General features: G+C 70.3%; 28 protein-coding genes. 14 read left to right on the top strand and 14 right to left on the bottom strand.

Annotation, left to right across the window (positions count from 1 at the left end):
* Positions 1-118: 118 nt before the first annotated feature.
* From ACFU5O_RS18405 to ACFU5O_RS18390, 4 genes are all read right to left on the bottom strand, one after another.
* On the bottom strand, positions 119-3,355 hold the full coding sequence (locus ACFU5O_RS18405) for a CHAT domain-containing protein (RefSeq protein ID WP_384241497.1): 3,237 nt from the start codon (positions 3,353-3,355) through the stop codon (positions 119-121).
* Positions 3,352-3,747, bottom strand: a complete 396-nt coding sequence (locus ACFU5O_RS18400) for a hypothetical protein (RefSeq protein ID WP_384241495.1) — start codon at positions 3,745-3,747, stop codon at positions 3,352-3,354. Before ACFU5O_RS18400 ends, ACFU5O_RS18405 begins: the two co-directional genes overlap by 4 nt.
* Positions 3,744-4,448, bottom strand: coding sequence for an RNA polymerase sigma factor (locus ACFU5O_RS18395; RefSeq protein WP_384241492.1), 705 nt, complete (start codon positions 4,446-4,448; stop codon positions 3,744-3,746). The genes ACFU5O_RS18400 and ACFU5O_RS18395 overlap by 4 nt, the downstream gene beginning before the upstream one ends.
* Before the next feature lie 107 nt (positions 4,449-4,555).
* A complete protein-coding gene (locus ACFU5O_RS18390) occupies positions 4,556-4,843 on the bottom strand; it encodes a hypothetical protein (RefSeq protein WP_384241490.1) in 288 nt (95 codons plus the stop codon).
* Positions 4,844-5,102: 259 nt separating this feature from the next.
* Here ACFU5O_RS18390 and ACFU5O_RS18385 point away from each other — a divergent pair, with 259 nt between their 5' ends.
* Positions 5,103-5,555 carry a DoxX family protein gene (locus ACFU5O_RS18385; protein WP_384241488.1) on the top strand — a complete coding sequence of 151 codons (453 nt, stop codon included), beginning with the start codon at positions 5,103-5,105 and terminating at the stop codon, positions 5,553-5,555.
* Entirely contained in the window at positions 5,519-5,950 is a 432-nt protein-coding gene (locus ACFU5O_RS18380) for a Zn-ribbon domain-containing OB-fold protein (protein WP_384241486.1), read from the top strand. Before ACFU5O_RS18385 ends, ACFU5O_RS18380 begins: the two co-directional genes overlap by 37 nt.
* Before the next feature lie 22 nt (positions 5,951-5,972).
* Here ACFU5O_RS18380 and ACFU5O_RS18375 read toward each other — a convergent pair whose 3' ends face one another.
* Positions 5,973-6,383 carry a hypothetical protein gene (locus ACFU5O_RS18375; protein ID WP_384241485.1) on the bottom strand — a complete coding sequence of 137 codons (411 nt, stop codon included), beginning with the start codon at positions 6,381-6,383 and terminating at the stop codon, positions 5,973-5,975.
* 123 nt (positions 6,384-6,506) lie between these two features.
* Between ACFU5O_RS18375 and ACFU5O_RS18370 the strand changes: the two genes are divergently transcribed.
* The 3 genes from ACFU5O_RS18370 to ACFU5O_RS18360 are packed head-to-tail and all read left to right on the top strand — an operon-like array spanning position 6,507 to position 7,881.
* The gene (locus ACFU5O_RS18370) at positions 6,507-7,283 is read left to right on the top strand and encodes a Scr1 family TA system antitoxin-like transcriptional regulator (protein WP_384241482.1); all 777 of its coding nucleotides are present in this window, start codon (positions 6,507-6,509) and stop codon (positions 7,281-7,283) included.
* Positions 7,280-7,537 carry a DUF397 domain-containing protein gene (locus ACFU5O_RS18365; RefSeq protein WP_384241481.1) on the top strand — a complete coding sequence of 86 codons (258 nt, stop codon included), beginning with the start codon at positions 7,280-7,282 and terminating at the stop codon, positions 7,535-7,537. Before ACFU5O_RS18370 ends, ACFU5O_RS18365 begins: the two co-directional genes overlap by 4 nt.
* A complete protein-coding gene (locus ACFU5O_RS18360) occupies positions 7,534-7,881 on the top strand; it encodes a DoxX family protein (RefSeq protein ID WP_384241479.1) in 348 nt (115 codons plus the stop codon). Before ACFU5O_RS18365 ends, ACFU5O_RS18360 begins: the two co-directional genes overlap by 4 nt.
* Positions 7,882-7,895: 14 nt before the next feature.
* On the opposite strand, the gene ACFU5O_RS18355 is transcribed toward ACFU5O_RS18360, so the two are convergent.
* The 3 genes from ACFU5O_RS18355 to ACFU5O_RS18345 form a co-directional block, all read right to left on the bottom strand.
* Positions 7,896-8,321: a pyridoxamine 5'-phosphate oxidase family protein gene (locus tag ACFU5O_RS18355; protein ID WP_384241476.1), complete on the bottom strand. Its 426-nt coding sequence runs from the start codon at positions 8,319-8,321 to the stop codon at positions 7,896-7,898.
* Between the two features lie 157 nt (positions 8,322-8,478).
* Positions 8,479-10,062, bottom strand: a complete 1,584-nt coding sequence (locus ACFU5O_RS18350) for an alpha/beta hydrolase (RefSeq protein ID WP_384241474.1) — start codon at positions 10,060-10,062, stop codon at positions 8,479-8,481.
* Positions 10,063-10,253: 191 nt separating this feature from the next.
* Complete coding sequence (locus tag ACFU5O_RS18345; RefSeq protein ID WP_384241472.1) at positions 10,254-10,940, bottom strand: pyridoxal 5'-phosphate synthase; 687 nt, start codon at positions 10,938-10,940, stop codon at positions 10,254-10,256.
* Positions 10,941-11,189: 249 nt separating this feature from the next.
* Between ACFU5O_RS18345 and ACFU5O_RS18340 the strand changes: the two genes are divergently transcribed.
* Positions 11,190-11,903 (top strand): bleomycin resistance protein, encoded by a 714-nt coding sequence (locus ACFU5O_RS18340; RefSeq protein WP_384241469.1) that lies wholly within the window; start codon positions 11,190-11,192, stop codon positions 11,901-11,903.
* Positions 11,904-11,969: 66 nt separating this feature from the next.
* Here the strand turns inward: ACFU5O_RS18340 and ACFU5O_RS18335 are convergent, their stop codons facing one another.
* Complete coding sequence (locus ACFU5O_RS18335; RefSeq protein ID WP_384241467.1) at positions 11,970-13,154, bottom strand: acetyl-CoA acetyltransferase; 1,185 nt, start codon at positions 13,152-13,154, stop codon at positions 11,970-11,972.
* A 57-nt stretch (positions 13,155-13,211) separates the two neighbouring features.
* On the opposite strand from ACFU5O_RS18335, the gene ACFU5O_RS18330 reads away from it, so the two are divergent.
* From ACFU5O_RS18330 to ACFU5O_RS18320, 3 genes are all read left to right on the top strand, one after another.
* The gene (locus ACFU5O_RS18330) at positions 13,212-13,583 is read left to right on the top strand and encodes an iron chaperone (RefSeq protein WP_384241465.1); all 372 of its coding nucleotides are present in this window, start codon (positions 13,212-13,214) and stop codon (positions 13,581-13,583) included.
* 71 nt (positions 13,584-13,654) lie between these two features.
* Positions 13,655-14,866 (top strand): acyl-CoA dehydrogenase family protein, encoded by a 1,212-nt coding sequence (locus ACFU5O_RS18325; protein ID WP_384241462.1) that lies wholly within the window; start codon positions 13,655-13,657, stop codon positions 14,864-14,866.
* A gap of 71 nt (positions 14,867-14,937) precedes the next feature.
* A complete protein-coding gene (locus ACFU5O_RS18320) occupies positions 14,938-15,408 on the top strand; it encodes a nitroreductase family deazaflavin-dependent oxidoreductase (RefSeq protein ID WP_384241708.1) in 471 nt (156 codons plus the stop codon).
* Positions 15,409-15,573: 165 nt separating this feature from the next.
* Here ACFU5O_RS18320 and ACFU5O_RS18315 read toward each other — a convergent pair whose 3' ends face one another.
* The gene (locus ACFU5O_RS18315) at positions 15,574-16,221 is read right to left on the bottom strand and encodes a TetR family transcriptional regulator (protein WP_384241460.1); all 648 of its coding nucleotides are present in this window, start codon (positions 16,219-16,221) and stop codon (positions 15,574-15,576) included.
* A 208-nt stretch (positions 16,222-16,429) separates the two neighbouring features.
* Here ACFU5O_RS18315 and ACFU5O_RS18310 point away from each other — a divergent pair, with 208 nt between their 5' ends.
* From ACFU5O_RS18310 to ACFU5O_RS18300, 3 genes are all read left to right on the top strand, one after another.
* Positions 16,430-17,296 carry a VOC family protein gene (locus tag ACFU5O_RS18310; protein WP_384241458.1) on the top strand — a complete coding sequence of 289 codons (867 nt, stop codon included), beginning with the start codon at positions 16,430-16,432 and terminating at the stop codon, positions 17,294-17,296.
* 110 nt (positions 17,297-17,406) lie between these two features.
* Positions 17,407-19,842, top strand: coding sequence for a PQQ-binding-like beta-propeller repeat protein (locus ACFU5O_RS18305; RefSeq protein ID WP_384241456.1), 2,436 nt, complete (start codon positions 17,407-17,409; stop codon positions 19,840-19,842).
* 186 nt (positions 19,843-20,028) lie between these two features.
* Positions 20,029-20,229, top strand: coding sequence for a hypothetical protein (locus tag ACFU5O_RS18300; protein ID WP_384241453.1), 201 nt, complete (start codon positions 20,029-20,031; stop codon positions 20,227-20,229).
* A 128-nt stretch (positions 20,230-20,357) separates the two neighbouring features.
* Here ACFU5O_RS18300 and ACFU5O_RS18295 read toward each other — a convergent pair whose 3' ends face one another.
* Positions 20,358-21,083: a hypothetical protein gene (locus ACFU5O_RS18295; protein ID WP_384241452.1), complete on the bottom strand. Its 726-nt coding sequence runs from the start codon at positions 21,081-21,083 to the stop codon at positions 20,358-20,360.
* Positions 21,084-21,258: 175 nt separating this feature from the next.
* Between ACFU5O_RS18295 and ACFU5O_RS18290 the strand changes: the two genes are divergently transcribed.
* Positions 21,259-21,807 carry a hypothetical protein gene (locus ACFU5O_RS18290; RefSeq protein WP_384241450.1) on the top strand — a complete coding sequence of 183 codons (549 nt, stop codon included), beginning with the start codon at positions 21,259-21,261 and terminating at the stop codon, positions 21,805-21,807.
* A 99-nt stretch (positions 21,808-21,906) separates the two neighbouring features.
* Here the strand turns inward: ACFU5O_RS18290 and ACFU5O_RS18285 are convergent, their stop codons facing one another.
* From ACFU5O_RS18285 to ACFU5O_RS18275, 3 genes are read right to left on the bottom strand one after another with little or no spacing between them, the layout of a single operon-like run.
* A complete protein-coding gene (locus tag ACFU5O_RS18285) occupies positions 21,907-22,680 on the bottom strand; it encodes an enoyl-CoA hydratase/isomerase family protein (protein WP_384241448.1) in 774 nt (257 codons plus the stop codon).
* Entirely contained in the window at positions 22,677-23,126 is a 450-nt protein-coding gene (locus tag ACFU5O_RS18280; RefSeq protein ID WP_384241446.1) for a Zn-ribbon domain-containing OB-fold protein, read from the bottom strand. Before ACFU5O_RS18280 ends, ACFU5O_RS18285 begins: the two co-directional genes overlap by 4 nt.
* 8 nt (positions 23,127-23,134) lie before the next feature.
* Complete coding sequence (locus tag ACFU5O_RS18275) at positions 23,135-24,283, bottom strand: lipid-transfer protein (RefSeq protein ID WP_384241443.1); 1,149 nt, start codon at positions 24,281-24,283, stop codon at positions 23,135-23,137.
* A 60-nt stretch (positions 24,284-24,343) separates the two neighbouring features.
* Between ACFU5O_RS18275 and ACFU5O_RS18270 the strand changes: the two genes are divergently transcribed.
* The gene (locus tag ACFU5O_RS18270; RefSeq protein WP_384241441.1) at positions 24,344-25,903 is read left to right on the top strand and encodes a FadD3 family acyl-CoA ligase; all 1,560 of its coding nucleotides are present in this window, start codon (positions 24,344-24,346) and stop codon (positions 25,901-25,903) included.
* The last annotated feature ends 5 nt before the right edge of the window (positions 25,904-25,908 follow it).

The raw sequence follows: 25,908 nt of genomic DNA, 5'->3' as shown, positions 1-25,908 counted from the left end.
GGCACCGGCCGCTCTGCACGCCTGCTGGGGTGGTGGCCGAATGTGCGGGCCCAAGGTGACGCAAACGGACCACCGCACCGGTCACCACGCTTGCGGTGGACCGGACAGCCGCGTGTGCCTACTTGCCGACGTGGATGAAAGAGGCCCACAGGGACGGCATGCCGGGATACGCCTCGCGTAGCTCCAGGAGCGTGCGGTGGAGTGCGAGTGACGCGTGTTCCGGCTGCGGTGCGGTTGCCCCGTCGTCGGTGAGGAAGCGGTAGATGCGCTCGGCCACGCGAGGGGCGAGATGGTCGGACAAGGGCCAGAGTGTGCCGATGACCTGGCGGTAGCCGGCGAGTTGGAAAGCAGAGGTGAGGTGCAGGCTTTCGTCAGGCAGGGTCATGCTGCTCCGGGCTGTCTCGCAGGCGGACAGGAAGGCGAGCTCACCGACGTCCAGGCGTGAGCGGGAGATCTGCTGGATGGTCAAGGGTTCGTCGTGGAGCATCAGACGCCCCTCGGTGGGATCGTTCCAGTCGCTGGTGGCATGACACGCGAAGTGAGCGATCGTGTGGGACGACAGGGCGTCCAGCACGATGTCGCGTCGTGCTTCGGCGCCGGTCAGAGTGTCTGCTCCGGGCATCAACGCTTCCAGCACGGAGACTTCGTGGTTCACACCGGGCAGGAGACCGATCCCAGGGGTCTCGGGCATGCCCACGACCAACACCCGGGGGGCGCGGGCCGGCGCGTGGGGAGGCGGCGTGTCGGCGTGTCGGCGGGTGTGAGCGAGGGCCCGGATGGTGGGGGTGTACGAGGAGACGGCTCGGTCGAGGACGGAGCGGGCGTCCGCTCTCCCCGAGTCCTGGTGGTGGCCTGCTGCGTGCAGTGGCAGAGCCGCCATCGGCCCTACAGGACACCACCAGATCCGCGGCAAGCAGCCATCGTGCGGCGGCCCGTCAATGCCGAGCGCATCGAGCACAGGGCCTGTGATGTTGTCCCAGAGCCAGGCCAGCACCTCATTCATCTCGTGGGCGGCGTGCCAACGAATGGGGCGAGCGTCGCGCGACGGCGGCGAGCCGATCTCCAGCGCCGCCGCCTGCGGACCGGAGCGGATCAGACGGTCGGCCTGTTCGGTCACCTCGTCATACGTGGTGGTCAGTTCGACCACGATCGGCTGCGCGCTGTCGTGGGTGAGGACGAGAGCGTCGCAGCGGTACTTGCTCACGTTGAGGACGACCACCGGACCCTCCACAGCCTGTCGGCTCAGCTCCGTGAACGTGGGAGGTTTGAGAAAGTCATGGCAACCAGGCACGTCGCGGATCACCTCAAGGAGTCGACCCCATCGCTCGACCAGCCGCTGTCGCTCGATCGATCGGGAGGCACTGCGTGACTGGGACCACGTCTGCGCGTCCTCGGTGATACCGGCGGCGACGCCGCCGGTATCACCGACGTTGTCCAACGCCATGCGCAGGTGCTCGAATTCAGAGGCCAGCTCGGGAGCACGTGCCCGCAGGCCGCTGAGGTCGCTTCGCCCGTCCAGCACTTCGGCCAGAAGGATTCCCCTGGCCTGCTCCAGCAACTCCACGGCGTGACCGGGACGTCCCGCCGTCAGCGCGGCAGCAGCCGCGTCCGCTCCCACTCCGTCACCGGGCGCCAAACCGTACTGCCGGTCCGCGTCGGACAAGGAGCGCGGCGCCAGTCTGGGAAGGAGCCCGATCGCGGCTTCGAAGGCGTCCAAAGCCTGTTCAGCGTGTCCCACGGCAAGCGCGCGGTCGCCGTAGATGCGAGCCGCCCGAACACGCAGCCGTGCTGGTGCCATGGACGAGGTATAGGCGACCTTGAAACAGCTCTGCGCTTCCTCGTGCAGAGCATCGTCTCCACTCCGTCGGAGGGCCAGCAGCAGCGCCGTTCCCAGATTGGCAGCCCGGCCGGCCAGGTCGGGGTGGTCCGTCGGCGTCGCGTCCAGGGCTCGCCGGAGGTGTTCCGTCGCCTCCGTCAGCGCGGGCACGTCACCGCTCGCCTCGAACCGCATCCGCAAGGCAACGCTGAGATTGTTGGAGTAGACCATGTGGCTGGGGTGGTCCGTCGGCGTCGCGTCCAGGGCTCGCCGGAGGTGTTCTGTCGCCTCCGTCAGCGCGGGCACGTCACCGCTCGCCTCGAACAACATCCGCAGATCGACTGCCAGGCCATTCAGAGCACCAGCGTGCCGGAGGTGGTCGGCAGGAGTGAGTTCGACAGCGCGGCGATCCGTGTCGATCGCCTCGTGCAGTGCCTTGACGTCCCCGGTCCTGGCATACCAGGCGCGCAACAGTGATGCCCTGTTCGCCAGCGCGGCCGAGTGGTTGAAGTGGTCGGGGCCGATCTCCCGCAGTACGGCCTCGCCCACGGCGAGGGCTTCTTCCAACACCTCGGTGTCACCCCACATTTGGTGGAGCGCGCCGAGCACGGCCGTCAGATTGCCCAGTGCCACCGCACTTTGTGGACTTCCTGCCGGCGTCTCCTCCGTCGCGGCACGCAAGAGGTCAGCGGCTCGGTTCAGGGCATCGGCGCCCCCACCGACCCGGTAACGCGCCCATTGAGCGGTGCCCAAGGCCGTAAGCGCCATGGCCCGGTCCGCCGTACGCCCCGGAGCGCAAGAGGCCACCGCTGTGTTCGCGGCGGCAATCGCCTCGTCCAGATCGACCGCACTGCCGGTGGCGTGATGCCGAGCCAGCAGGACGAAGGAGAGGTCGGTAAGAGCGACGACATACTCCGGCTCCGACGGTCGGAGCTGCGCCACGGCGTGTCGGACGACGTCGATCGCCGACACCACAGCATCGAGAACACCGGTTCGCTCGTAGAGCGTGAGGAGCGTGGCACTCAGCTGATGAGCCAGTGCCGCGTACTCCACCGGCGTGCCGGCGTCGGCTGCCAGCGCGGTGCGGAGGAGCCCTGCGCCCAGGCGCAGATCCGCCGGACTCCCTGCGGACTGGAAACGTGCGAGAAAGTCGTGGGCCAGGCCCAGCCAAGTCAGGCCGCCGCCGCTTTCCTCCTCTTCCGCACCATCGACGTCCTCCGCCTGGTCCACCAGCGGTAACAACGGCTCGGGCACGATCGATGGATCATGCTGGTAGAGCTTGGAGAACAAGGCGACAGCGGCTTCGAAGTCACCTTGCCCTCCGTCGTCGGAAGCGACGTAGCGGTACCAGTGCAGGAGTGCGACCGCGCGGGTGGCCACGACGTCGAACAGCGGATCCCCAGGATCAACGTGAGTCCGGTCGGCGAGCACTTGCTGCGCCTCGGCCAACGCGTCGTCGTCCAGGACCGGTCCCGCATCGCCGTCACAGGCGAGCGCGGCCAGTCGTGCCTCCAACGCGTCGAGCGAGCCAGCACTCACTCGCCACCTCGTCCCTCAGGGCGCGTCCGGCAGAAGGGGACGTCCTCGCCGTCGGCATCCGGGCTTGTCCCGGTTGCCGAGGCGGGCTGTGCGGACGCATCGTCATCGCGACTCGCACCACCCTGCACGCGAGTCCGGGTCCGCTCTCGCATGGTCGCCTCCTGGTGAGCGACCACCTCCCAGATCAGGGAACCGACAAGGTCGCCACGCTCTGCCCGCTTTCCTGCGAGAACGATGGCTGCCTCGCTGTACAGGCCTTCGTCGGTCACCACTCCGGTGGCCTCGGGGCCGGCCGCTGCCAACCGCTTGATCTCGGCCAGGCGCGCGTCGGTGCGGTCGGTGTTGTCCGACTGCTGACGCCGTGGTGTGGGGAAGCCCGGTGCGGTGCTCATGCGCTTGGACCTCCTTCGGAGTCCGTCAGGAGAGCCTTCAGACGTTCGCGGGCCCGCTTGAGACGGCAGCGGACGGTGGCCGGTTTCTCCCCCAGCTGACTGGCGATCTCCTTGGGTGAGTAGCCCAGCAGCAAGGAGAGTCCGGCAACGATGCGTTCATGCTCGGGCAACTCACTCAGAGCTCGCGCCACGTCGACCTCCAGGTCCATGAGCGGGCTGTGATCGGTGACGCCGGCGGCGCTCCGGGGGTTCGCCGCCAACAGGGCAACACTGCGACGCTCCTTCTTCTGGGCGTCGTGCCACTTCATCGCGAGGTTCCAGGCGATCTTGGCAACATAGCCGTACGGGTTCTCCTTCTTCGCGATGGACGACCAGTTGCGGTACGCCACGACGAAGGCGGCTTGGGTGATGTCTTCGGCCTGGGTGAGGTCACCCCGGAACGCCGCTACCGCCAGCTTGCGGCACATCCGGTCGAAGTGAGCGGCGTAGAACGCATCCAGGCCCCGGGTATCGCTCTGGTCCGTGAGGGGCAGGGTTGACTCCGGGGTGTGGTCCTGCACCACCCCGGCACCACTGGACGGCGCAGCAGACCAGCCGAGACCGCCGAGCGCAAAGGTGATGACCGGCTCCTCAACGGCCGTCGGCAGTTCATCGTCCGGCCGTAGCCCTGAACCCGGGAGGGATGGGGCTGCGAGCGCCATGTCCCGGTAGGCCGCGCCACCGTCCACAGGGGGCCATGCCTCACCGGCCCTGGCCCCGTCCGGCTCACTGCCCGGGTCCTGTGCGTCCGCGGGCCGGTTCTCGTCGGTCACTGGACGTCGCCCCCGCTCGACGCGTCACCCGGAGCGACAGGCGAAGGCGCGGTGCGGATGCTCAAGCGGCCGCCATCAGGGGTGAGGTGGGTGAAGTGGGATCCCGGAGTCAGAGACATCTCAGCCATACGGCGCTGCTCCCTGATGCTCCGAATCACGGTGCGCTCGTGACGCAGCCGCTCCCATGTGGCGAGCAGCTGCGTCTGTCGCAGAACAACCACGACCGAAGTGCTGATCACACCTATGAGAGCGCCGACCGCCGCAAGCACCGAAGGGATGTCCATGCTGCTCCCTTTCGGGATGTGGATGGTGTCACCTTCTTAAGTCTTCTCGGCTCCGCAGCGTTGCACGCTCACGGGATTTTTCGGAGGCTCCCACACCTTCGAGGGCCCGCCCGGGGCGCCCGGCTCTGTCTTGCGCCCCACTGGGCCCGTCACAGGGCCGGAGTACCAGGTTTCGCCGCTGACGCCCTTGCGCGGCGCCTTCCCATCCGCTGAACTGACGTACCGTCAGATACGTCGGACGTGAAGGGGAGGGCCCGGAATGCAGACCATCTGGCTCACCGGTGCCGAATGGCTCGCCGTCCTGCGTATCGGCCTCGGCCTGTGGTGGCTGGAGAGCTGGCGGCACAAGGACAAGAAGGGCTGGTTCGAACGGGGCACGGGCATAGCGTGGGCCGCCGATGTCGCCGGGAAGCACCGCTGGGCGTTCGTGAAGTCCGGCTTCGACGCGGTCGTGGCACCGCGCCAGAAGACCATGGCCTACGTCGTCGTCTACGCCGAACTCGCCCTCGGGCTGGGCCTGATCATCGGCTTCCTCACCCCGGTCGCCCTCGTCGGGGGTCTGCTCCTCAACCTCCTCTACCTGGTCCTCATGATCCACGACTGGGCCGAGCAGGGGCAGAACGCGATGATGGCGCTGATCTCGATCGTCGCCCTCTTCGCGATGTCCTGGCAGACATGGTCGCTCGACCGTGCGACGGGACTCTTCCTGTGAGCGCCGCGACCCCCGAGACCGACGACTTCACCCGTCCTTACTGGGACGCTGCGGCCGACGGCCGGCTGCTGATCCGCCGCTGCGGCGCGTGCGGGCGGGCCCACCACTACCCGCGCGAGTTCTGCCCGTACTGCTGGAGCGAGGACGTCACCTGGGAGCGGGCCACCGGCCGGGCGACCCTGTACACCTGGTCCGTCGTGCACCGCAACGACCTGCCGCCGTTCGACGCCCGCACGCCCTACACCGCGGCCGTCGTCGACCTCGCGGAGGGGCCGCGTGTGATGACGGAGATCGTGGAGTGCGCGGAGGCGGACCTGCGGATCGGGCTGGACCTGGAGGTCACCTTCCGCGAGGAGGGCGGGGGAGTGGCCGTGGCGGTCTTCCGGCCCGCATGACCCGCCGTGGCGCTCTCCCGGCTCAGTCGTCAGGAGCCAGGCAGAGCTGAGCGGTCACCACCTCGTGCAGCAGCTCCGGGTCGACGAACTCGCCGTCCACGGGCGGGCCTCCGCGCCACGACAGCGGGTAGGTGTTGCCGTGGGCGGCGGGGATGCCGACGTACTGGTCCCGCGCGCACGGCCCGAAGCAGGCGGCCCCGGGCGGCCAGGTGTGCTCCTTGCTGCTGCCGGGCGGGATCAGGAAGTACGTCCACCGCCCGCGCGACACCTCGCGCACGACAGGCCCGGGGCGCCCGTCCGTTGCCTCGGTGAGGTGGTGCAGTACGGCCTCGCCGCGGACGCCGCGCACGCGGACGGCGTCGAAGTGGATTCCCGCCAGGTGCAGTTGAAGGCCGGACGCAGGGACCCAATCGGGGAGTTTCTCGCTGGTCATGCCTCCGAGGATCGCGATGGTTGCGTAGCGTGACCAGAGGGACACGGTCCACATCGGGCAGATGTGGGAAGGGCGGTGGATGCTGTGGGGTCGGGGAAGGAGCCGTCGCCCGCGCGGAGGCATGTGGGCGAGCTGATCAAGTTGCTGCGTGGTCTGGCGGACATGACCCAGCGGGACCTCGCGGACCGGCTCCTGATGTCGGAGTCACTGGTGGGGGCGTACGAGCGTGCCGAGCGCATCCCGACGACGGCGTTCCTGGTCGAGGCGGACAAGGCGCTGGAGGCGAAGGGGGTGCTGGCGTCGTGCGTGGAGATGATGGAGGAGGAGAAGTACTCGCCGAAGTTCCTCAGCTGGGTGCGGACGGTGGTTGAGGCGGCGAGTATCAACGCGTACGAGACCATGGTCGTCCCGGGCATGCTCCAGACACCTGCGTATGCACGGGCGTTGTACGAGGTGCGGGTGCCGACGTACGAGCTGGAGGAGATCGACCGGCACGTCGAGGCGCGGCTTGAGATGCAGACAGTGCTTGACCGTAAGCCGAGGCCGACTGTGAGCTACGTCGTCGAGGAGGCGGCGTTTCTACGTCCGATCGGCGGTGAGGCGGTACTCAAGGAGCAACTCGGGCATCTGCTGGAGTCCGTGCGCACCAGGAAGCATCTGACCGTGCAGGTGATGCCGACCGAGCGGTCCGTACACGCGGGCTTGATGGGATCGCTGCAACTGCTGAGCACCAGAGATGGACGCAATCTGGGGTATACGGCCGGCCACGGCGGGGATACCTTGATCTCCAAGCCCGAACAGGTGAACCGGCTCATCGACCGATTCGGCGTCCTGCGGGCCCAGGCCCTCACCCCCTGGGAGTCCGTGGAACTGATCGAGAGAATGGCGGCGAAGCTATGACCCCCGACCTGGTCTGGTTCAAGAGCAGTTACAGCGGCAATGAGGGCGATAACTGCCTCGAAGTCGCCTATGACTGGCGCAAGTCCAGCTACAGCACCAACGAGGGCGGCAACTGCATCGAGATCGCCACCTGCCCCCACACCGTCCACGTCCGTGACTCCAAGGTCCCCGACGGTCCCGCCTTCGCCGTCGCGCCCGCCGCCTGGACCGCGTTCGTCACGGCCGCCTGCGCGTCGCGGGACACGTCGGCGTGACCGCGACGGCGCTGTCCGTCGTCGTCGGGGTGCTCTTCGTCGTGACCGGCGGCGTGAAGGTCGTCGGGCTGCGCCAGAGTCTCGCCATTCGCGACCACTTCGGCATGGCGCCGATGACCTGGCGCGTGATCGGCGTGCTGGAGTCCGCCGGTGGTGTGGGTGTGCTGCTCGGAATCGCGTTCGCGCCCCTCGGAGGGCTCGCGCTCGCGGGGCTGGCCCTGCTGATGGTCGGCGCGATCGTCTCCCGGCTCAAGGTCCGCGACCCGGCGCTCATGCTGCTCGCCGACGCGCTCGTGCTCGCCCTGGTCGTGGCGACGGCGGCGGCTCTTCTCGCGGAACGCTGACGCGGACGACGCGCCTACAGCCGGCCGAGGTCCGACGACAGCCAGTGCTGCGGCTGCATATGGATCACGACACTCTCGCCGTGGTCCTTCAGGGCGAACTCGACGTAGCCGTCGACCTTCTCCGCCGGGAGGTAGCGGGCGGCGAGCTCCCGCAGCGCCTCGGGGGTCCCGGATTCCGTCCGCGTCACCGGGCCCTCGACGTGGACGTACCGGACAGTGGGTTCCACGCGGTCGGCCAGCAGGGAGAACCGTCCCGCTGCCTCGATCAGCCGTTGCTTGCGGGAGCCCCGCCCGGTGAGGATCCAGACCTCACCGCCGGGCTCGTACTGGTACCAGATCGGGACGCTCAGGGGCGCGCGGTCGTCGCCGGCGTCGATCGCGATCGCCGCGACATGGGGCTGCGCCAGGAACTGCTCACGCTCTTCGCGAGTGAGGGCCACCGGATTCTCCTTCGCACGGGTGCAGGCGTCTGCGGGTCACGTGACCGCTCTCCACTGTGCCGCAGGCGCCGCCCCGGGCCGCCCCGGACGCGCCGACCGTGACGGGGCCCTCCGGCAACCGGGGGCCCCGTCACGTCCGAAGGACTGACAGAGAGCGTCAGAAGCGAGCCGCGTGCAGCCCCGGGATACCCGGAGGCGTCGGCAGCGGCAGCTTGGGGGCGACGCTGCGCTCACGCGCGGCAGGGGCGGCCTGGCAGGTCACGTCCTGGGCCGGCAGCTTGCCGGTGGTCAGGTACGCGGTGGCCGTCTTGTCGGCGCAGGACTTGGAACCGTAGATGCCGTGTCCGACACCTCCGGCGACCGTGACCATTCGCGAGCCCTTCATGACCCGGTGCAGGCCCTGACCGCTGGTCAGGGGCGTCTGGGAGTCCCACTCGTTCTGCAGGATCAGCGTGCCGACCTTGTTGTCGATCTTGGTGGCGGGCTCGCTGCCGTTCTTCTTCCAGAACGCGCACGGCTTGATGTTGGACGCGAAGTCGCCGTACAGCGGGTACTTCGCCTTGTCTCGGATCGCGTCGCGACGGTACTGCTCGGGGTCGCGCGGCCAGTTGCGGGTGTCGGCGCAGACGACGGTCCAGAAACCGGCGTCGCCGTTGTCCGACGGGACGGCGCGGCCGAACGACGGTGTAACCGGACGCGGCGCCCTGGGCTCCCGGCCGAGGGTCGGGGTCCGGCCGGCAGCCGCCTTCTTCAGCTCGACGACCGACTCGGCGGCATCGCGCACGCTGAAGAACATGGGCCGGCTGCCGCTTCGGATGTCGTCGCCGGTGAGGCGCGTGCCGTCGAGGTCGATCGGCTTGCGGTCGGCCTGGGCGACCAGGTCGTAGAAGGTCTTGCGGACCTTGTCCGGGGTGTCGCCCAGCTTGTACGTGGAATTCCGCTGGGCGGTCCACTTGGTCCACCGCGTGAACGCGGGCTCGGTGCCCTCCGCCCAGATCTGGATCATGCCGCGCCAGACCCGCGCGGGGTCGACGGCGCTGTCCAGCACGAACCGGTCGGCGCGCTGCGGGAACATCTGGGTGTAGACGGCTCCGAGGTAGGTGCCGTACGAGTACCCGAGGTACGAGATCTTCTTCTCGCCCAGGACGGCGCGGATCACGTCCATGTCGCGGGCGGTGTTGCGGGTGGTGATGTGACGGAGCTTGTCACCCACCTTGGTGTTGCACTTCTCGGCGAAGGTCCGGGCCCACTTCACGTCCTTGGCGAACGTCTCGGCCTTGTAGGGGCGGTCCGAGTTGAGCTCCTTGGTGGTCAGGCCGCAGCCGACGGGAGAGCTCTGGCCGATGCCCCGCGGATCGAAGCCGATGAGGTCGTAACGTTTCGTCACGGACTTGGGGAGCTCGGGCCCCATGAACAGCGGCATGTCGAGGCCCGAGCCGCCGGGCCCACCGGGGTTGAGCAGCAGCACGCCGCGACGCTCGGTGGAGGAAGTCGCCTTGATGCGCGAGATCGCGACGTCGATCTTCTTGCCGCCGGGGCGGTTGTAGTCGAGCGGCACCTTGATCGTGGCGCACTGGTAGGTGGCGGGGGTTCCGCTGTCGCAGCGGTGCCACGCGGGCCTCTGCGACAAGTACTGCTGCAGGGGGTTCTCGGCGGCCGAGGCAGTGGCCGGGGTGAGGGCCGGAACCAGGGTGGCGACGGCACTTGCCGCGAGGAAGGGAGCTATTCGTCTGCTTCGCACGTGGGGAAGGTCCTTCGGATCAGTGCGTGTGGGACGCACCAACCCTTTCGTGCCATGCAGTTAGGGCGAATCCTTCGACGGGGCAGGATTTGTCCGACCGTGGGTGGAGAGACCGGTGTGACAGATGGTCCCGGAGTCGTACACCCACGACCGGCTCCGTCGCGTCTTGCTCAATTGGCCTGCGGACCGCCCTACGGCCAGAGCAATTCCCTTGCCCAACAGTCGCCTTCACGCCGGTAGCGCAGCCGGAGGTGCCTGCGTCGTGCGTCGCCCTGGAAGAACTCCACCTCGGACGGTTCGAGCACATAGACCGTCCACGTCTCGGCCGTCGACTCCGGCTCGGCGCTCGCGCGCGACCAGGCGTCCTCGTTCGCCCGCACCAACTCGTCGTACGAGGTCAGTACTTCGCTCTGACGCCCTACCAGCGCGGCGGCCAGTGCGCCCGTCGAGCGGGCGTGGAGGTCGGCGTACGCCTCCTCTGCCGTACCCCGCACCACTCGCCCGCGGATCCGGATCTGCCGCCCCTGCGCGGGCCAGTAGAAGCCCAGGGCAGCCTCGGGGTGCGTGGCGAGCTGACGGCCCTTCGCGCTGGTGGCGTGCGAGGCGAAGTGCCAGCCGCGCTCGTCCGCGTCGTGCAGCATCAGCGTCCGTACGTCGGGCCGGCCTGCCTCGTCGACGGTCGCCAGGTGCATCGTGTGCGGCTCCGGCTGGCCTGCCGCCGCCGCTTCGACGAGCCACTCCCGGAACAGCGGGAGCGGTTCGCCGGGGGCGGCCTCCGGGACGAAGGTGGGCAGTTCGGTGTCCCAGACCCGCAGTGATCGCAGCAGCTCGTGGAAATCGTCGGCGTTTGTGTCCATGCCGTTGTGCTCGTCTTTCATGGGCCCGATCCTCACATCCTGCCCAGGCCGACGAAACCCACCGCTCGGGTGCGTGTGGACCACCACGCCGTACACCGATCGCCCCGGTCCGTCACGGACGTGCGGAGCCGTGCAGCGGGGGACGAGTGGTCGCGCCGTGGGTTGCACCGGCGGTCGGCCGCCTTGTTCGGCTCATCTCATCTCCGCGTCCTCGGACGGATCGAGGACGACCTGCAGCGCTTCTAGTCAATTTTGACTAGACTGCTCGGCATGGCTGAGAAGACCATTCCGATCCTGCCGTGCCGGTCCGTCCGGCCGGTCCTCGATTTCTACAGCTCTCTCGGCTTCGAAGTCGTCTTCGAGCAGAAGAGTCCCAATCCGTACGCGGTCGTCGAACGTGGGGCCGTCCAGCTCCATTTCTTCGGTATGAAGCACTACGAGCCGACCGAGTCGTACAGCACGTGTTACCTGCAGACCGATGACGTCGACGGGCTGTACGAGGCGTTCCGGGCGCGGCTGAAGGCGGCGTACGGGCGGATACCGACCCGGGGGCTGCCGCGCATCGGACCCCTGCGGGACACGTCGCACGGCGTACGGCAGTTCCTCATGACCGACCCCGGGGGGAACTGTGTCCGCGTCGGCCAACGGACGAGCGAGGACTCGCGCCACAGGGCCGCGCCCAAGGAGACCTTCTCCCGGGCCCTCCACCACGCCTCCCTCCTCGCGGACTCGAAGGACGACCCGGCAGGAGCCGTGAAGATCATCGACAGGGTGCTGCGCCTCGAGGGCGAGCAGCCCACAGGTTTGCAGCGGCTTCGTCTCCTGGCGCTGCGGGCGGACGTTGCCCGGCGCCTCGGCGACGAGGGGGCGACGACGTCGGCGCTCGCCGAGGCCGCCTCGATCCAGCTCACCGCCGAGGAACGGGAGTCGGCCCACGACGACCTGGAGCGGCTGAAGGACCTGCGGACCGACAGCTCACCGTGACGGGCCGTCGGCGCCTCCACCCGGCGGCGCGGGGCCGCGGTCCCGGTGCACCGGGTGGCGGCCGGCTCAGCGGCCCAGCACCACCGTCCCCGCCGAGCAGAACCAGCCGCCCGTCCCCGATGCCACCGCCAGCTCCGGAAGACTGCCGTCGGCCCGGCGCACCTGATGTCCGCCCGCTTCGCCACGCAACTGCCGTACCGCCTCGACCAGCAGGAACAGTCCGCGCATTCCGGGATGACAGGCCGACAGTCCTCCCCCGTCGGTGTTCACCGGCAGCTCGCCGTCCAGCCGCAACCGCCCCTTCTCCACGAACGCCCCGCCCTCTCCCTTCGCGCAGAACCCGAGGTCCTCCAGCGTCACGAGCGTCATGTAGGTGAAGGCGTCGTAGATCTCGGCGATGTCGATGTCCTGCGGCCCCACTCCCGCCCGCTCGAAGGCCAGCCGCCCGCTGACCGCCGCCGGGGAGACAGTGAAGTCCTCCCACTGCGACATCGTGGAGTGCGAGACGTGTTCGCCCGTACCGAGAATCCAGACCGGAGCCTTCGCCGTGTCCGGTACGTACTCCTCGGCCGCCAGCAGCACCGCGCAGCCGCCGTCGCTGCGGATGCAGCAGTGCAGCTTGGTGAACGGATCGGCGATCACCGGTCCTGCGAGCACCTCGTCGACGGTGATCGGGTCGCGGAACATCGCTTCGGGGTTGTGCGCCGCGTTCGCCCTCGCCTGGACGGCGACCTCTGCGAGCTGCTCCAGGGTGGTGCCGTACTCGTGCATATGGCGGCGGGCCGCCATCGCGTACTTGGCGATCAGGGTGTGCCCGTACGGCACCTCGAACTGCAGCGGCCCGCGCCCGCCGAAGGAGAGGTCGGAGGTGCGGCGCCCGGCCTTGATGTCGGCGCGGGCGGTGGACCCGTAGACGAGGAGCACGGCGTCGGCACGGCCCGCGGCGATGGCGTCGGCGGCGTGCGCGGCCATGACCTCCCAGGTGGCGCCGCCGACGCTGGTGGAGTCCACCCAGCGGGGCCGCAGTCCCAGATACTCGGCGACCTCGACCGGTGCGAGCGTGCCGAGCCCGGCCGAGGCGAACCCGTCGACGACGCCGCGGTCGAGTCCGGAGTCGGCGAGGGCGCGACGGGCGGCCTGGGCGTGCAGGGCGTACGGGGTGGGGCCGTCGACGCGGCCGCAGTCGGAGAGGGATATGCCGACGACGGCGACCTTGCGGGGGGCGCGAGGGGTGCGCTGACTGGTGGGCATGAATCTGACGGTACATCAGATCTGCGGGGTCGGAAGGTGCGGCGGTAGGCTCGGGGTGTGCCCAGGTCCACTGCGGAAGACGTCGACGGCTACCTCGCGGAGGTGGCGGAGCCCGACCGGCTGACGGTGCTGGTCAGGATCCGTGAACTGTGCCGCACCGAGCTCGGTGGTTACGACGAGGTGATGGCGTACGGCATGCCCGCCTATCGCCGCCCGGGCGGCGAGCCCGAGATCGCCTTCGCCAACCAGAAGCAGTACGTCTCCTTCTATCTGATGCGCCCGGACATCCGGGAGGGGTTCGAGGCCCGGCTCGCGGACCAGGACATGGGCAAGGGGTGTCTGCGTTTCCGCCGCACCGAGAAGGTCGACTTCGCTCTCGTACGGGATCTGCTGAAGGCCACCGCGGCCGGAACCGGCGAGGTTTGCTGAACGAGGCTCTGTGTTTCTGGGGTCCCCGCCCCTAACATGACGCCCCGTCAGTCATGGAGGGGAGCCTGCCCATGGACGCCGCCTTCACCGCCGAGCAGTCCGCAATCCGCCGCACCCTGCGCGACGCGCTCTCCCGGGGCGCGTCTCCCGGACCTCCGGCGTGCGACGAGGGATACGACCCCCGGCTGTGGTCGCTGCTCGCCGCGGAGCTCGGGCTTCCGGGCCTCGCACTGCCCGTGGAGTACGGAGGAGTGGGCGGCGGCACCGTGGAGCTCGCGCTCGCCTTCGAGGAGGCCGGACGGGCGCTCGTCCCTTCGCCCCTGCTCGCGACCTCCGCACTGGCAGCACCCCTGATCGCCGCGCTCGGGACGCGAGGGCAGCGGGCCGGGCTCCTGCCGCGCCTCGCGGACGGTTCGCTCACCGCCACCCTCGCCGTGCCCGGCGGGAACCTCGCCACCGCCCTGGGGCTCACCGGCGACAACGCCGACGGGACCTGGGCCGGGGGCGGGCGGGCCGGCGGCATACAGGCGAGGCCCCTGCCCGACGACGGGGGCTGGCGACTGTACGGGGAGGCCGGCCAGGTCCTCGACGGGCACAGCGCCGGGCTCCTCCTCGTCGCCGCGCACACCGGCGGCTTCGCGCGCAGCCGCGCCCTCCTCTTCCTCGTGCGTGCCGACGCCGGGGCGGACGGTCTGACCCGTACCCGCTGGACCGCCCTCGACGGGACACGGCCCCAGGCCCGTATCGAACTCCGCGACACCCGCGCCGAGTTGCTTGGGGAGGACCCGAGCGCGGACATCCCCGCGGCCCTGGCCGCCGCGGGCCGTACCGTCGCCGCGCTGCTCGCCGCCGAAGCCGTCGGGGCGGCCGCGTCCGCGCTGGAGCGCACCGTCGCCCATGTGAAGGAGCGCGAGCAGTTCGGCCGCCCCATCGGCTCGTTCCAGGCCGTCAAACACCGCCTGGCCGATCTGTACGTGCACGTCCAGACGGCCCGCTCCGCGGCGTACTACGCGGCATGGGACCCGGAGGCGGGCGGGCTCGCGCTCGCCCAGTGCCTCGAAGCGCTCCGTAACGTCACCGGCGAGGCCATCCAACTGCACGGAGGCATCGGCTTCACCTGGGAACACGAAGCGCACCTCTACTTCAAGCGGGCGGCATCCGACGAGCTGCTCTTCGGGCCGGTCCACCGGCTGCGGGCCCGCGCGGCGGAGGCGGAGGGGCTCTTCGCGGGCCCGTACGCCCAGGAGGCGGTGGCCGTCCCATGCCCCGCGGAACCGGCATGACGCGGAAGGCGGTGCGTGACGGGATGCCGAACGGGATGCCGAACGGGATACGGAACGCGGTGCGGGGCGCGATGCGGAACGTGGTGCAGAAGATGTCGTCGACCCGCTTCTTCGCCAGGACCGCACCGCACTTCATCCCGGCCATGGACCGTGCCGTCCATCACCTCACCCGTGGAAAAGTCCTGCTCAGTGCCCAGATGCTGCCGGGCGTGGTGCTCACGGCGCGGGGCGCGAAGTCGGGGCTGGCGCGCCGCACCCCGCTTGCCTGCATGCCCGAGGAAGGCGCCGGGACCTGGATCCTCGTCGGCTCCAACTTCGGGCGCCCCGGCCATCCCGCGTGGACGGGGAACCTGCTGAGGCATCCCGATGCCGAGGTGAGCTGGAAGGGCGAGGACATACCCGTACGCGCCCTGCTCCTCACCGGAGCGGAGCGGGATGCGGCATGGCAGGCGGCATTGGCGTTCTGGCCGCCGTATGCGACGTACCAGGCAAGGGTGGAGAGGGAGATACGGCTGTTCCGGCTGGTGCGCCGGGCGGGCTAGGGACTTTCGTTTGGATCAGGCCGGATCGGTGAGTGGCCCAGGGCATGCGAGCCCGGCAGGATCCGAACGAGAGGCCCGAGTTCTGCTGCGGTGCGCCGGGAACCGCGGGCGCGCGCCGATGGTGACAGGACTTGGCGCGGGCGCGCCCGTGTTCGCGTCCTGTCGCTACTTCGTGGGCTTCCTGCCGGTGAGGCCCAGATGCACCAACAGCGCCAGATTGGGCTTGAGTTCGGTCTGTTTGACGCCCCAGGCCTGGAAGCCCTTCTGGTGCGAGGCCACCGCCGCGAGCATCGCGACCAGCGCGCCGGCGACCGCCGCCGGGTGCACGTCCTTGTCGACCTTGCCCTTGGACTGGAGGTCCTTCACCGCGTCCGCGAGGGAGTTGGTGACCGAGGTGAGGATCTTCATGCGGATCTTGTAGAACCGTTTGTCCCCCTCCGCGGCACCGAGGTCCACCACACGCAGAATCGCGTCGTGCTTGCGCCAGAAGTCGAGGAAGCCCTCGACGAGTTCCTGCGCCGTCTGCCAGCCCGCCTTGCCCGCCCAGGAGCGGCCGGCCACGAGTTCGGTCAACCCGGCGCCCTCGCTGGCCATTTCCTCCGCGAGCTCGAGGACCGCGCCCTCCACGTCGGGGAAGTACTGGTAGAAGGTCGCGGGTGAGGTACCCGCTTTGCGGGCCACGTCGATGACCTTGACGTCCCGGTACGGCGAGGAGCTGAGCATCTCCCTGAGGCAGTCGAGCAGCTTCTGCCGCGTCGCCTGTCCGCGTCGACCGGCCACGCGGCCGTCGACGGTGCGTACTTGTCCTGTCATGCCGTCAGCTTACCGAGGGGTGATCGGCGCGCGATTCGGCCGACTGCAAATGGGGTGCGTCGCCCGTGCGGAGCAATAGTGTTATCAACAGCCTGTGGATAACTTCGGTGGACAACTCAACGAACAGCCCCCTTCTGCGTGCGGCGCGCCGCACTCTCGGCTTGACTGTGACTGGAGTCACACTCTCTGTTGAGGAAGGGGCCGGACCATGGCCGCATTCACGGAGGGCATGCCCTGCTGGGTGGACGCCCAGCTGCCGGACCTCGAAGCGGGCAAGCGCTTCTACGGCGAACTCTTCGGCTGGACCTACGGTCGGGACGAAAAGACCGAAAGGGACACAGTCGAGAAGCGCGGCCGCTCCACCGAGGCCTTCCTCGACGGAAAGCTCGTCGCCTCCCTCGCGCCCAAGCGGGACGGCCGTATGCCCACCACCTGGGGCGTCTCCTTCGCCACCGACGACGCCGCCAGGACCGCCGCCAGGATCCGCGAGGCCGGCGGTCAGGTGATCACGGCCCCGATGCCCCTGGGCGGCCTCGGGACGACGGCGCTGGCAGCGGACCCCGGCGGCGCCGTCTTCGGGCTCTGGCAGAAGGGGGAACGGTCCGGCTTCGAGATCCAGGGCACCCCGGGATCGTTCTGCTGGACCGAGGTCTACACCAGGGAGAAGGAGGCCGTCGACCGCTTCTACGAGGAGGTCTTCGGCTTCCAGGGCACCCCGCTGCCCGACGAGGCGATCGACTATCTGATGTGGTCACCGGCAGGTACGGAGCCGGGCGAGGACACCGCGATCGGCGGACGCAGCGTGATCACCGACGCCTTCCCGGCCGAGATGCCGGGCCACTTCCTCGTCTACTTCGCCGTGGCGGACTGCGACCGGACCGCGGAGACGGTGGCCGGCCTCGGCGGTCGCGTCACCACGCACCCCTTCGACATTCCGTACGGACGGATGGCCGTCCTCACGGACAACCAGGGCGCGTCCTTCGCGGTCCTCGCCGAACCCGGGAGGTCCAGGGAGCCCGAAAGGTCTCAGAACCTGGAAGCGGAGCCCGGCGAACCCCGAGAGGCCCCAAAATAACCTGAGACACCCCGGAACGCCCCCGGGTTAGCAACCGTGCTGTCCGGCAGGAACAATCAGGGGCGACGGGGCCGTACCTACATGGCCCGTACGGGGAGGTGGCAGGCGAAGTGGAGCAGCTGACGCAGCACGACCCGAGGCGGATCGGCCCCTTCGAGGTGCTGGGACGGCTCGGAGCCGGCGGCATGGGGCTGGTCTATCTCGCACGGTCGGCGTCCGGCCGGCGCGTGGCGATCAAGACGGTGCGCACAGAGCTCGCCGAGGACCAGCTGTTCCGCGTGCGCTTCACGCGTGAGGTGGAGGCCGCGCGGGCGGTCTCCGGCTTCTACACCGCGGCCGTGGTCGACGCCGACCCGCGCGCCGCCGTGCCGTGGCTCGCCACCGCGTACGTCCCCGCGCCCTCGCTCGAGGAAATAGTGAATGAGTGCGGGCCGCTCCCGGCCCAGGCGGTGCGCTGGCTCGCGGCCGGCATCGCCGAGGCGCTGCAGTCCATCCACGGCGCCGGGCTCGTCCACCGTGACCTGAAGCCGTCGAACGTCCTCGTCGTCGAGGACGGACCCCGCGTGATCGACTTCGGTATCGCGTCCGGGGTGTCCAACACCCGGCTGACCATGACGAACGTCGCCGTCGGCACGCCCGCCTACATGTCGCCGGAGCAGGCGCGCGACTCGCGCAGCGTGACCGGCGCGAGCGATGTCTTCTCGCTCGGGTCGACCCTCGTCTTCGCGGCGACCGGTCACGCGCCCTTCCACGGCGCGAACCCCGTCGAGACCGTGTTCATGCTGCTGCGCGAAGGACCCGACCTGGAAGGGCTGCCCGACGAGCTGCGGCCGCTCATCGAGTCCTGCATGAAGATGGAGGCCACGGGACGCCCCTCGCCCGAGGACCTGCAGGCCCAGCTCGCCCCGCATCTGTTCTCCTCCGGTGGCGACGACGACAGCGGCACGGCGTCGGCATGGCTGCCCGGCAGGGCCGTGTCGATGATCGAGCAGCGGCGGGGCGGACGGATGCCGCAGGCCAACGGCGGGGGCGCCGCGGCCGGCGGACGCCGCCCGGAACCGGCGCCGGTGCCGCCGCGACCGGAACGCGTGCCCGATGCCGCCCCCGACTGGGACGCGGCCTGGCGCGGCGGCAACGACCCCCGCACCGGACAGGCCCGCCCCGGCGGCGGTACCCCGCACCCGCAGCACGCGCAGGACGGTCCCGTACGCCTCCCCGGCGCCCACGTCCCGATCGGCCCGGGCCCGCGCGTCGCCGACACCCGCAGCGGTGTCGCCGGGGACGCGGGCCCCGCAACCGGCTGGGTCCGCGCCCCCGGCGGCGGCAACGAGGCGGCCACCAGCGCCATGGCCGCCCCCACCGTCCCGCCCGTTCCCGCCCCCGCGCCGCCCCCGGAAAGCGGCCCGGCGCGCTGGCGGCCCTGGCGGTTCCGGATGTCCAACGACGTCTGGGGCACCCCCGTGGTCGACGGCGATCTGCTCTACGTCACCTCGTTCGAGGTGCACGCCCTGGACGTGGCCAGCGGCCGGCGCCAGTTCAAGACGCGCGACGTGGCCTGGGCGATGGCCGTCGCGGGCGGCCGGATCCACGCATCGGACGGGCCCACCCTCTACGCCCTCGACGCCGCCGACGGCGGCGAGCGGTGGCGGCACCAGACCGACGCCTGGGTGTACTCGCTCAAAGTCGGCCGCGGCACCGTCGTCACCGGCACCCGGGGCGGCGGCGTCCAGGGCTGGGAGGCGTCGAACGGCGAGAAGCTCTGGGAGATCACCGGCGCACAGACCGACTTCGAGACGTCCGAGGCCGGACCCGCGCTGTTCGACGACACCGTCTACGTCTGGCGCAGCGCCCGGCTGCAGGCCCTGGACGCCCGCACCGGAGCGGAACGCTGGTCGTACCCCGTCGGCGACGCCGCGTCCTGCGGCGGCGTACCGGTCCGGGTGAACCAGGCGCCGGACGGATGCACCTATGTCTCCGCCGGGACCCGTGTCCTGTGCGTCGACACCGCGAGCGGCCATGTCCGCTGGCACTTCGAGGCGCCCGCGGTCTTCCTCTCGCCGCCGGCCTACGCGCCCGGGCCCGCCGTCACCGGCGGCGGGGTGTACCTCGCCGACTATCTCGGCACCGTGTACGCGCTCGACGCCACGACCGGCAAGGACCGCTGGCGGATCGCCACCGAGTCCCGCCAGTCGATCGAGCCGGTGCTGGTCGCCGACGGCAGCATCCATGTCGGCAGCGGCAGCGCCCTCTACACGCTGGACGCCGTCACCGGCACTCCCAAGTGGCGGTTCGCGGCGGGCGGCGAGGTCATCGGCGCACCGGTCGCCGCCGACGGCCGGGTGCACTTCGGCTCCGCCGACCATGTGCTGTACACGTTGGACGCGAACGGGGGACAACTGCGCTGGAAGCTCGCGACCGGCGGGGAGATCACCGGTTCGCCGGTCGCACGGAACGGTGTGGTGTACGCCTGTTCCAAGGACCGCTGTGTCTACGCCCTGGACGCGGTCAAGGGCACGGCGACGGGGCGGGGCGCACCGGCGGCATAGGCTCAGGCCGAAGCGGGGTCTTCGCCGGGTGGCCGAGCGGGACAGGGCCGGCCGCAACGCCGCGGATGCGCGTATCGGGCCCTGCGGCCCGGGCATCATCCGCCGGACACGGTCCGGGCCACTGCGACGGCCTGTTTCGCGGCCTGGGACGATGGCGCGGACCGCAACAGAAGAAGGGGGATGAGCATGACCGTGCTCATCTTGTTGTCCGGCGTCCTCGTGCTTGCCGTCGCAGGGTGCGTCTGCGTCGTGTGGGCGGCGCGGGGTGGCCCGCGCTGGGTGCGCGCGGCGGCCGTGGTCACCCTGACGGCCGGCGAGCTGGTGCGCCGGGCGGGACGTACGGGCCGCAGCCCGGGCCTGGGCCAACGCGGCGACGCGGACGACTGAACCAGGACCTCTCGTTCGGATCTCTCCGGGCACGCGTCCCTGGCGCTGTACCTCGCTGCGTTGTCGTCGGGCGCCGACGTCCCCCAGCTACCGCTGGGAGGTGCCCCCACCGCGTGGGCTCCGAAACCCTAGCGCTGCTGCCAGTCGTCCCCGTAAGGATCCTGCGGTCCGTACGGGTCCTGCGGTCGCTGGTAGGGGTACGGGTCCTGCGGCCGGAACGGATCCTGCTCCGGGCCTGCTCCGTACGGGTCCCGGCGCGGGCGGCGCGTAGCGCCCGGCTCCGTCGTCGGCAGCGGCTGCGTGTCTTCGGGCGGCGGCGCCCACCCGTACGGGTCCCCCTGCTGTGCCTCCGGCGGATACGCGGGCGACCGGTACTCCGGCGGCACGTACCCCGGTGGCAGGTACTCGGGCTCGGGCTCCTCGAAGGGCTCGACCCTGGGGGCGCGTCCTCTCATCACGGCGGAGGCCAGCAGCAGAAGCACGCCGCCCGCGAACGCGCCCGCGACCCCTTCCCCGAGCGCCGGCCCGCGACCGCCGACCGTCAGGCTGCCGATCGCCTGTCCCTGGCGCACCGTCCACAGGACCGTGAAGCCGAGCACGATCAGCCCGGCCAGCGCCACCAGCAGCCGTGATCGCAGGAGCACGCCGACCAGCGTCACCAGTGCGGCGAACGCGAAAGGCAGCAGGATCGATGCCGTGACCGACCCCGCCGAAGCGTCGGTGATCCCCCGGAACAGGTCCTGGACCCGGTAGTCGCTGCCGAGACGGCCGTCGTACCAGGCACGGAAGGGGCTCAGGACGGCGGCCGCCGCACCGGCGAGAGCGAGCACCGTGCCGATGACGTTCCGCACCATTCCCGGCCTCCTCTCGCAGCAGACGCTACGCCCGGCGGTCCGGGTGCGCGACTGCGCGCTCCTGAGTGTTGCGCTGCGCTGTTAGGGTGACGTGCGCCCGTCAAGTAGGGCCTCTTTCACGCCACATACATACGTACGCTCGGGCCATGTCCACACGTTCAAGGGGGGTTGAATCGTGAAGATGCGTCATGTCCGTGCGATCGCCGTCTTCGGCCTCGTCGTGATCACGCTGACCGGCGCGCGCGGTTCGCGCGGCGGCGGCTGCGACAACGACCACAGCTCCGGTTCCAGCAGCTCCAGCGGCGGCGGCAGCGGCCACTACGACGATGACGACGGCAACGACGGCGGCACGAGCGGCGGATCGGGTTCCGGCGGCAGTGACGCCACGGCAACCCCCACCGGCGGGACCGCGACCGGCTCCGCCGACGCCACGGGGGACGTGGAGTTCAAGTACTGCTCCATCGATCCCGCGGCCGCCCACCTCAGGGGCCACCTCTACATCACCAACTCGGCCTCGACGGACCAGACCTACGACATCACGGTGCAGTTCGAGGGCGACAGCCCGAGCGCGGCGCCGGTCGTCGAGACGATCGACGATCTGACGGTCGCCGCAGTCAGCAACCACACCATGGATGTGGAAGTCCCCTACACCGGGACCGGCAAGGGAACCGACAGCCGGGACTGCAAGGTCGTCAGCGCGACCCGCACCACCGACGTCTCCTGACGCCCCCGCCCCCGCCCCCGTCCCGACGCCCCGGACTCCTCCCGGCGCCCCCCGACCCGTCCTGACGCACCCGGACCTCCCAGCGCCCTCGGACCCGTCCTAACGCACCCGGTACCCGCCCCGGCCCCGCGCGGTGAACAGCTCGGCCTGCCGCTCCGGCGGCAGGTTGCCGAGCGTGATCAGATGCGGGGCATGGGCGAGCGCCTGAGTCCTCGCCGCCTCCTTCGCGGACCACAGCGCCCGGACCGTCCCCTGGACCGCCGCCGTCGGGTACGAGGCCATGACGGCGGCGCAGCGCACCGCCGCGGACAGCTCTTCACCGGGCGCCGTCACCTCGCTGACCAGCCCCGTCTCGTACGCCCGCCGGGCCGAGACCCGCTCGGCCGTCCCCATCAGCGCCATCCGGGCGACCTCCCCGAACGGCATCCGCATCGCCATGTGGACGGACTCGTACGCGCTGACCATTCCGTACGTCGTATGCGGATCGAAGAACAGCGCGTCCTCGGCCGCGATCACGAACTCGGCCTCGCCCAGCAGATAGAACGCCCCGCCGCACGCCAGCCCGCGCACCGCCGCGACGACCGGTTTCCACAGGTCGTTCGCCTTCGGCCCGATCGCGATCAGCGGATCGTCGATCGAGTACGGCGACGAGGGCTGCCGCACGTCGACGGACCGGTCGATGCCGGTGCAGAACGCCTTCTCGCCCGCTCCGGTGACGACGACGGCCCGGACGGTGTCGTCGAAGCGGAACTCGCGCCAGGCCGCCGCCAGTTCACCGGCCGACACCAGATCGACGGCGTTGTGCTTCTCGGGCCGGTCCAGGGTGACGACGGCGACGCCGCTCTCCTTGTCCCGCTCCACCCTCACGGTCATGACCGCTCCAGCAGCCAGCGCGGTACGGTCACACCGCCGCCCAGCTCGGCGAACACCGCCTTCACCGCCGCCCCGATGCGCAGCCGCGCGGGATCGACCGAGTTCAGCGCCGCGCCGGGACCGGACACCACGTTGCCGACGAGCCTGATCCGCGGCGCTTCGACGAGCTCGACGACGACGGCGTTGTACGGGGCCTGCTCGGCGTAGGCGGGCAGCAGCGGCGGGTGGGGCAGTACGTACGACCAGATACGGCCGCGCCCGCTCATCCGCCGCCACTCGCTGTCGAACGACTGGCAGTGCGGGCAGCAGGGACGCGGCGGGAACCGCAGCTCGCCGCAGGACGCGCAGGCCTGGACGCGGAGTTCGCCGCGGGCGGCGTACTCCCAGAAGGGCGCACCGTCGTCATCGACGACGGGCGTCAGACAACCAATGACGGGATCTGTCATCTGTCAGCTCAACTCCTCAGAAGCACCGCGGAAGTCGGGACGCCCTCGCCCGCCGTCACCAAGCAGGTCGCCGCTCCCGGCACCTGTGCGGTGGAGGCGCCGCGGAGCTGCTTCACGCCCTCGTTGATGAGGTTGAAGCCGTGGACGTACGCCTCGCTGAGCCCGCCGCCGCCGGTGTTGACGGGCAGCCGCCCGCCGAGCTCCAGCGCGCCGCCCTCGGTGTACGCCGCCCCTTCTCCCCGCCCGCAGAATCCGTATCCCTCCAGGGACAGCGGGATCAGCGGCGTGAACGCGTCGTAGATCTGCGCGACGTCCACGTCCTCGGGGCCGAAGTCGGCGGTCTTCCACAGGTGCCGGGCGGCGGTCCAGGCGGGGCCGGTGAGCGGGTCGTCGTTCCAGTAGTTGACCATTCCGTGGTGCTGGGCGGGCAGGCCCTGGGCGACGGAGTGGACGTACACCGGCCTCTGCCGGCAGTCCCGGGCCCTCTCGGCGGAGACGATCACACAGGCGAGGGCCCCGTCCGTCTCCAGGCAGTTGTCGAAGAGGCAGAGGGGTTCGCTGATCCACCGCGAGGTCATGTACATCTCGCGGGTCAGCGGTCGTTCGTACATGATCGCCGCGGGGTTCTGGTTGGCGCGGTTGCGGCAGGCCAGGGCGACATTGAAGAGGTGGTCGCGAGTGGCGCCGTACTCGTGCATGTAGCGACGGGCCAGCATGCCGATCTCGTCGGCGGGCCGCAGCAGCCCGAAGGGCCGCGTCCACTGTCCCGGAGTGGGCAGTTGCACGGCGGTGTTCTTCCAGGGCCGTGGCCCGGACCCCCGCTTGCGGGAGCGCCAGGCGACCCCGACGTTCGCCTGCCCGGTCGCGACGGCGGCGGCGAGATGGGCGACGGTCGCGCAGGAACCGCCGCCTCCGTAGCCGGCCTTGCTGAAGAAGGTGACGTCCCCCGCGCCGATGGCCTTCGCGATCTCGACCTCGTCGGTCTCCTCCATGGTGTAGGAGGCGAAGCCGTCGACCTCGGCGGGCGCGATGCCCGCGTCGTCGAGCGCCGCGACGATCGCACGGCAGGCCAGGGCCTTCTCGGATTCGGGGAGGTGTTTCGCGAAGGGGGTCTGTCCTATCCCGGCTATCGCTGTCGCGTCCTTGAGGCTCGCCATGCGGGGGAGGGTACAGCTAATCTGACGGACAGTCAGCAACCGTGACGGGAGGGTTCGGCTATGCGCGGCGACCTGGAATGGATATCCATCCCGAGGCTGGTACGGAGTGCCGCGCAGCGGTACGGCGAGCGCGAAGCCGTCGTCGAGGGCCGCACCCGGGTCTCGTACGCCGAACTCGGCGCGCGCGTCGAGCGGGCGGCCGCGGCGTGCATCGCGGCGGGTGTGGAGCCGGGGGACCGGGTCGCGGTGTGGGCGCCCAACACGCTCGACTGGATCGTCTCCGCGCTCGGCGCCGTCACGGCGGGGGCGGTGCTCGTCCCGCTGAACACCCGTTTCAAGGGCACGGAGGCCGCGTACATCCTGGAGCGCTCCCGTGCCCGGCTGCTCTTCATCACGGGCGCGTTCCTCGGCACGTCCTACGTCGCCTCGCTGCGCCGCGCGGACGTCGAACTGCCGCACCTGGAACAGGTGGTGGTGCTGGCCGACAGCGCGCCGGAGGACTACCGCACATGGAAGGACTTCCTGGCGGACGGCGACGGGGTGCCCGCCTCCGAGGTCAGGGCCCGCGCGGACGCCGTCGCCTCCTCTGCCCCTTCCGACCTCGTCTTCACCTCGGGAACGACGGGCCGCCCGAAGGGCGCGGTCATCACCCATGCCCAGACCCTGCGCTGCTACGACATCTGGAGCGAGCTGGCCGGCCTGCGCGAGGGCGACCGCTATCTGATCGTGAACCCGTTCTTCCACACCTTCGGCTACAAGGCGGGCATCATCGCCTGCCTGATGCGCGGCGCGACGATGGTGCCGCAACCGGTGTTCGGCGTGGACACGGTCCTGGCGAACATCGCCTCCGAACGCATCTCGGTCCTCCCGGGTCCACCGACCCTGCACCAGTCCCTGCTCGACCACCCCGCGCGCGACGCCCACGACCTCTCCGCGCTGCGCCTCGTCGTCACGGGGGCAGCCGTCGTGCCCCTCCGCCTCGTCGAACGCCTCCGCGGCGAACTCCGCATCGCGACCGTCCTCACGGCGTACGGCCTCTCGGAGGCATCGGGCATCGTCACGATGTGCCGCCGTGGTGACGCCCCGGAGACCATCGCCTCGACCTCGGGCCGCGCGATCCCGGACACCGAGGTACGCGTCCTGGCCGCCCCGGGCGAACCGGGGGAGATCCTGGTCCGCGGCCACAACGTCATGCGCGGCTACTTCGAGGACGAGGACGGCACGTCCAAGGTCCTGGACGCCGACGGGTGGCTCCACACGGGCGACGTGGGTGTGCTCGACGAGTCGGGCAATCTCCGGATCACCGACCGGATCAAGGACATGTTCATCGTCGGCGGCTTCAACGCCTACCCGGCGGAGATCGAGCAACTCCTCGGTCTCCACCCGGACATCGCGGACGTGGCGGTGATCGGCGTCCCGGACGGGCGGCTGGGCGAGGTGGGCAAGGCCTACGCGGTCCGGCGGCCCGGCTCGACGCTCACGGCGGACGATCTGGTCGCGTGGTCACGGCGCGAGATGGCGAACTACAAGGTGCCGCGTGAGGTGGAGTTCGTGAAAGAACTGCCTCGGAACGCGAGCGGGAAGGTGCTGAAGACGGAGCTGCGGACGCGGCGAGGCTGAGCGGT

This window comes from Streptomyces sp. NPDC057445 (assembly GCF_042802855.1).
Classification (GTDB): Bacteria; Actinomycetota; Actinomycetes; order Streptomycetales; family Streptomycetaceae; genus Streptomyces.
Note: the sequence above shows the minus strand (reverse complement) of the source record. Positions and strands in the feature narration are given on the sequence as shown.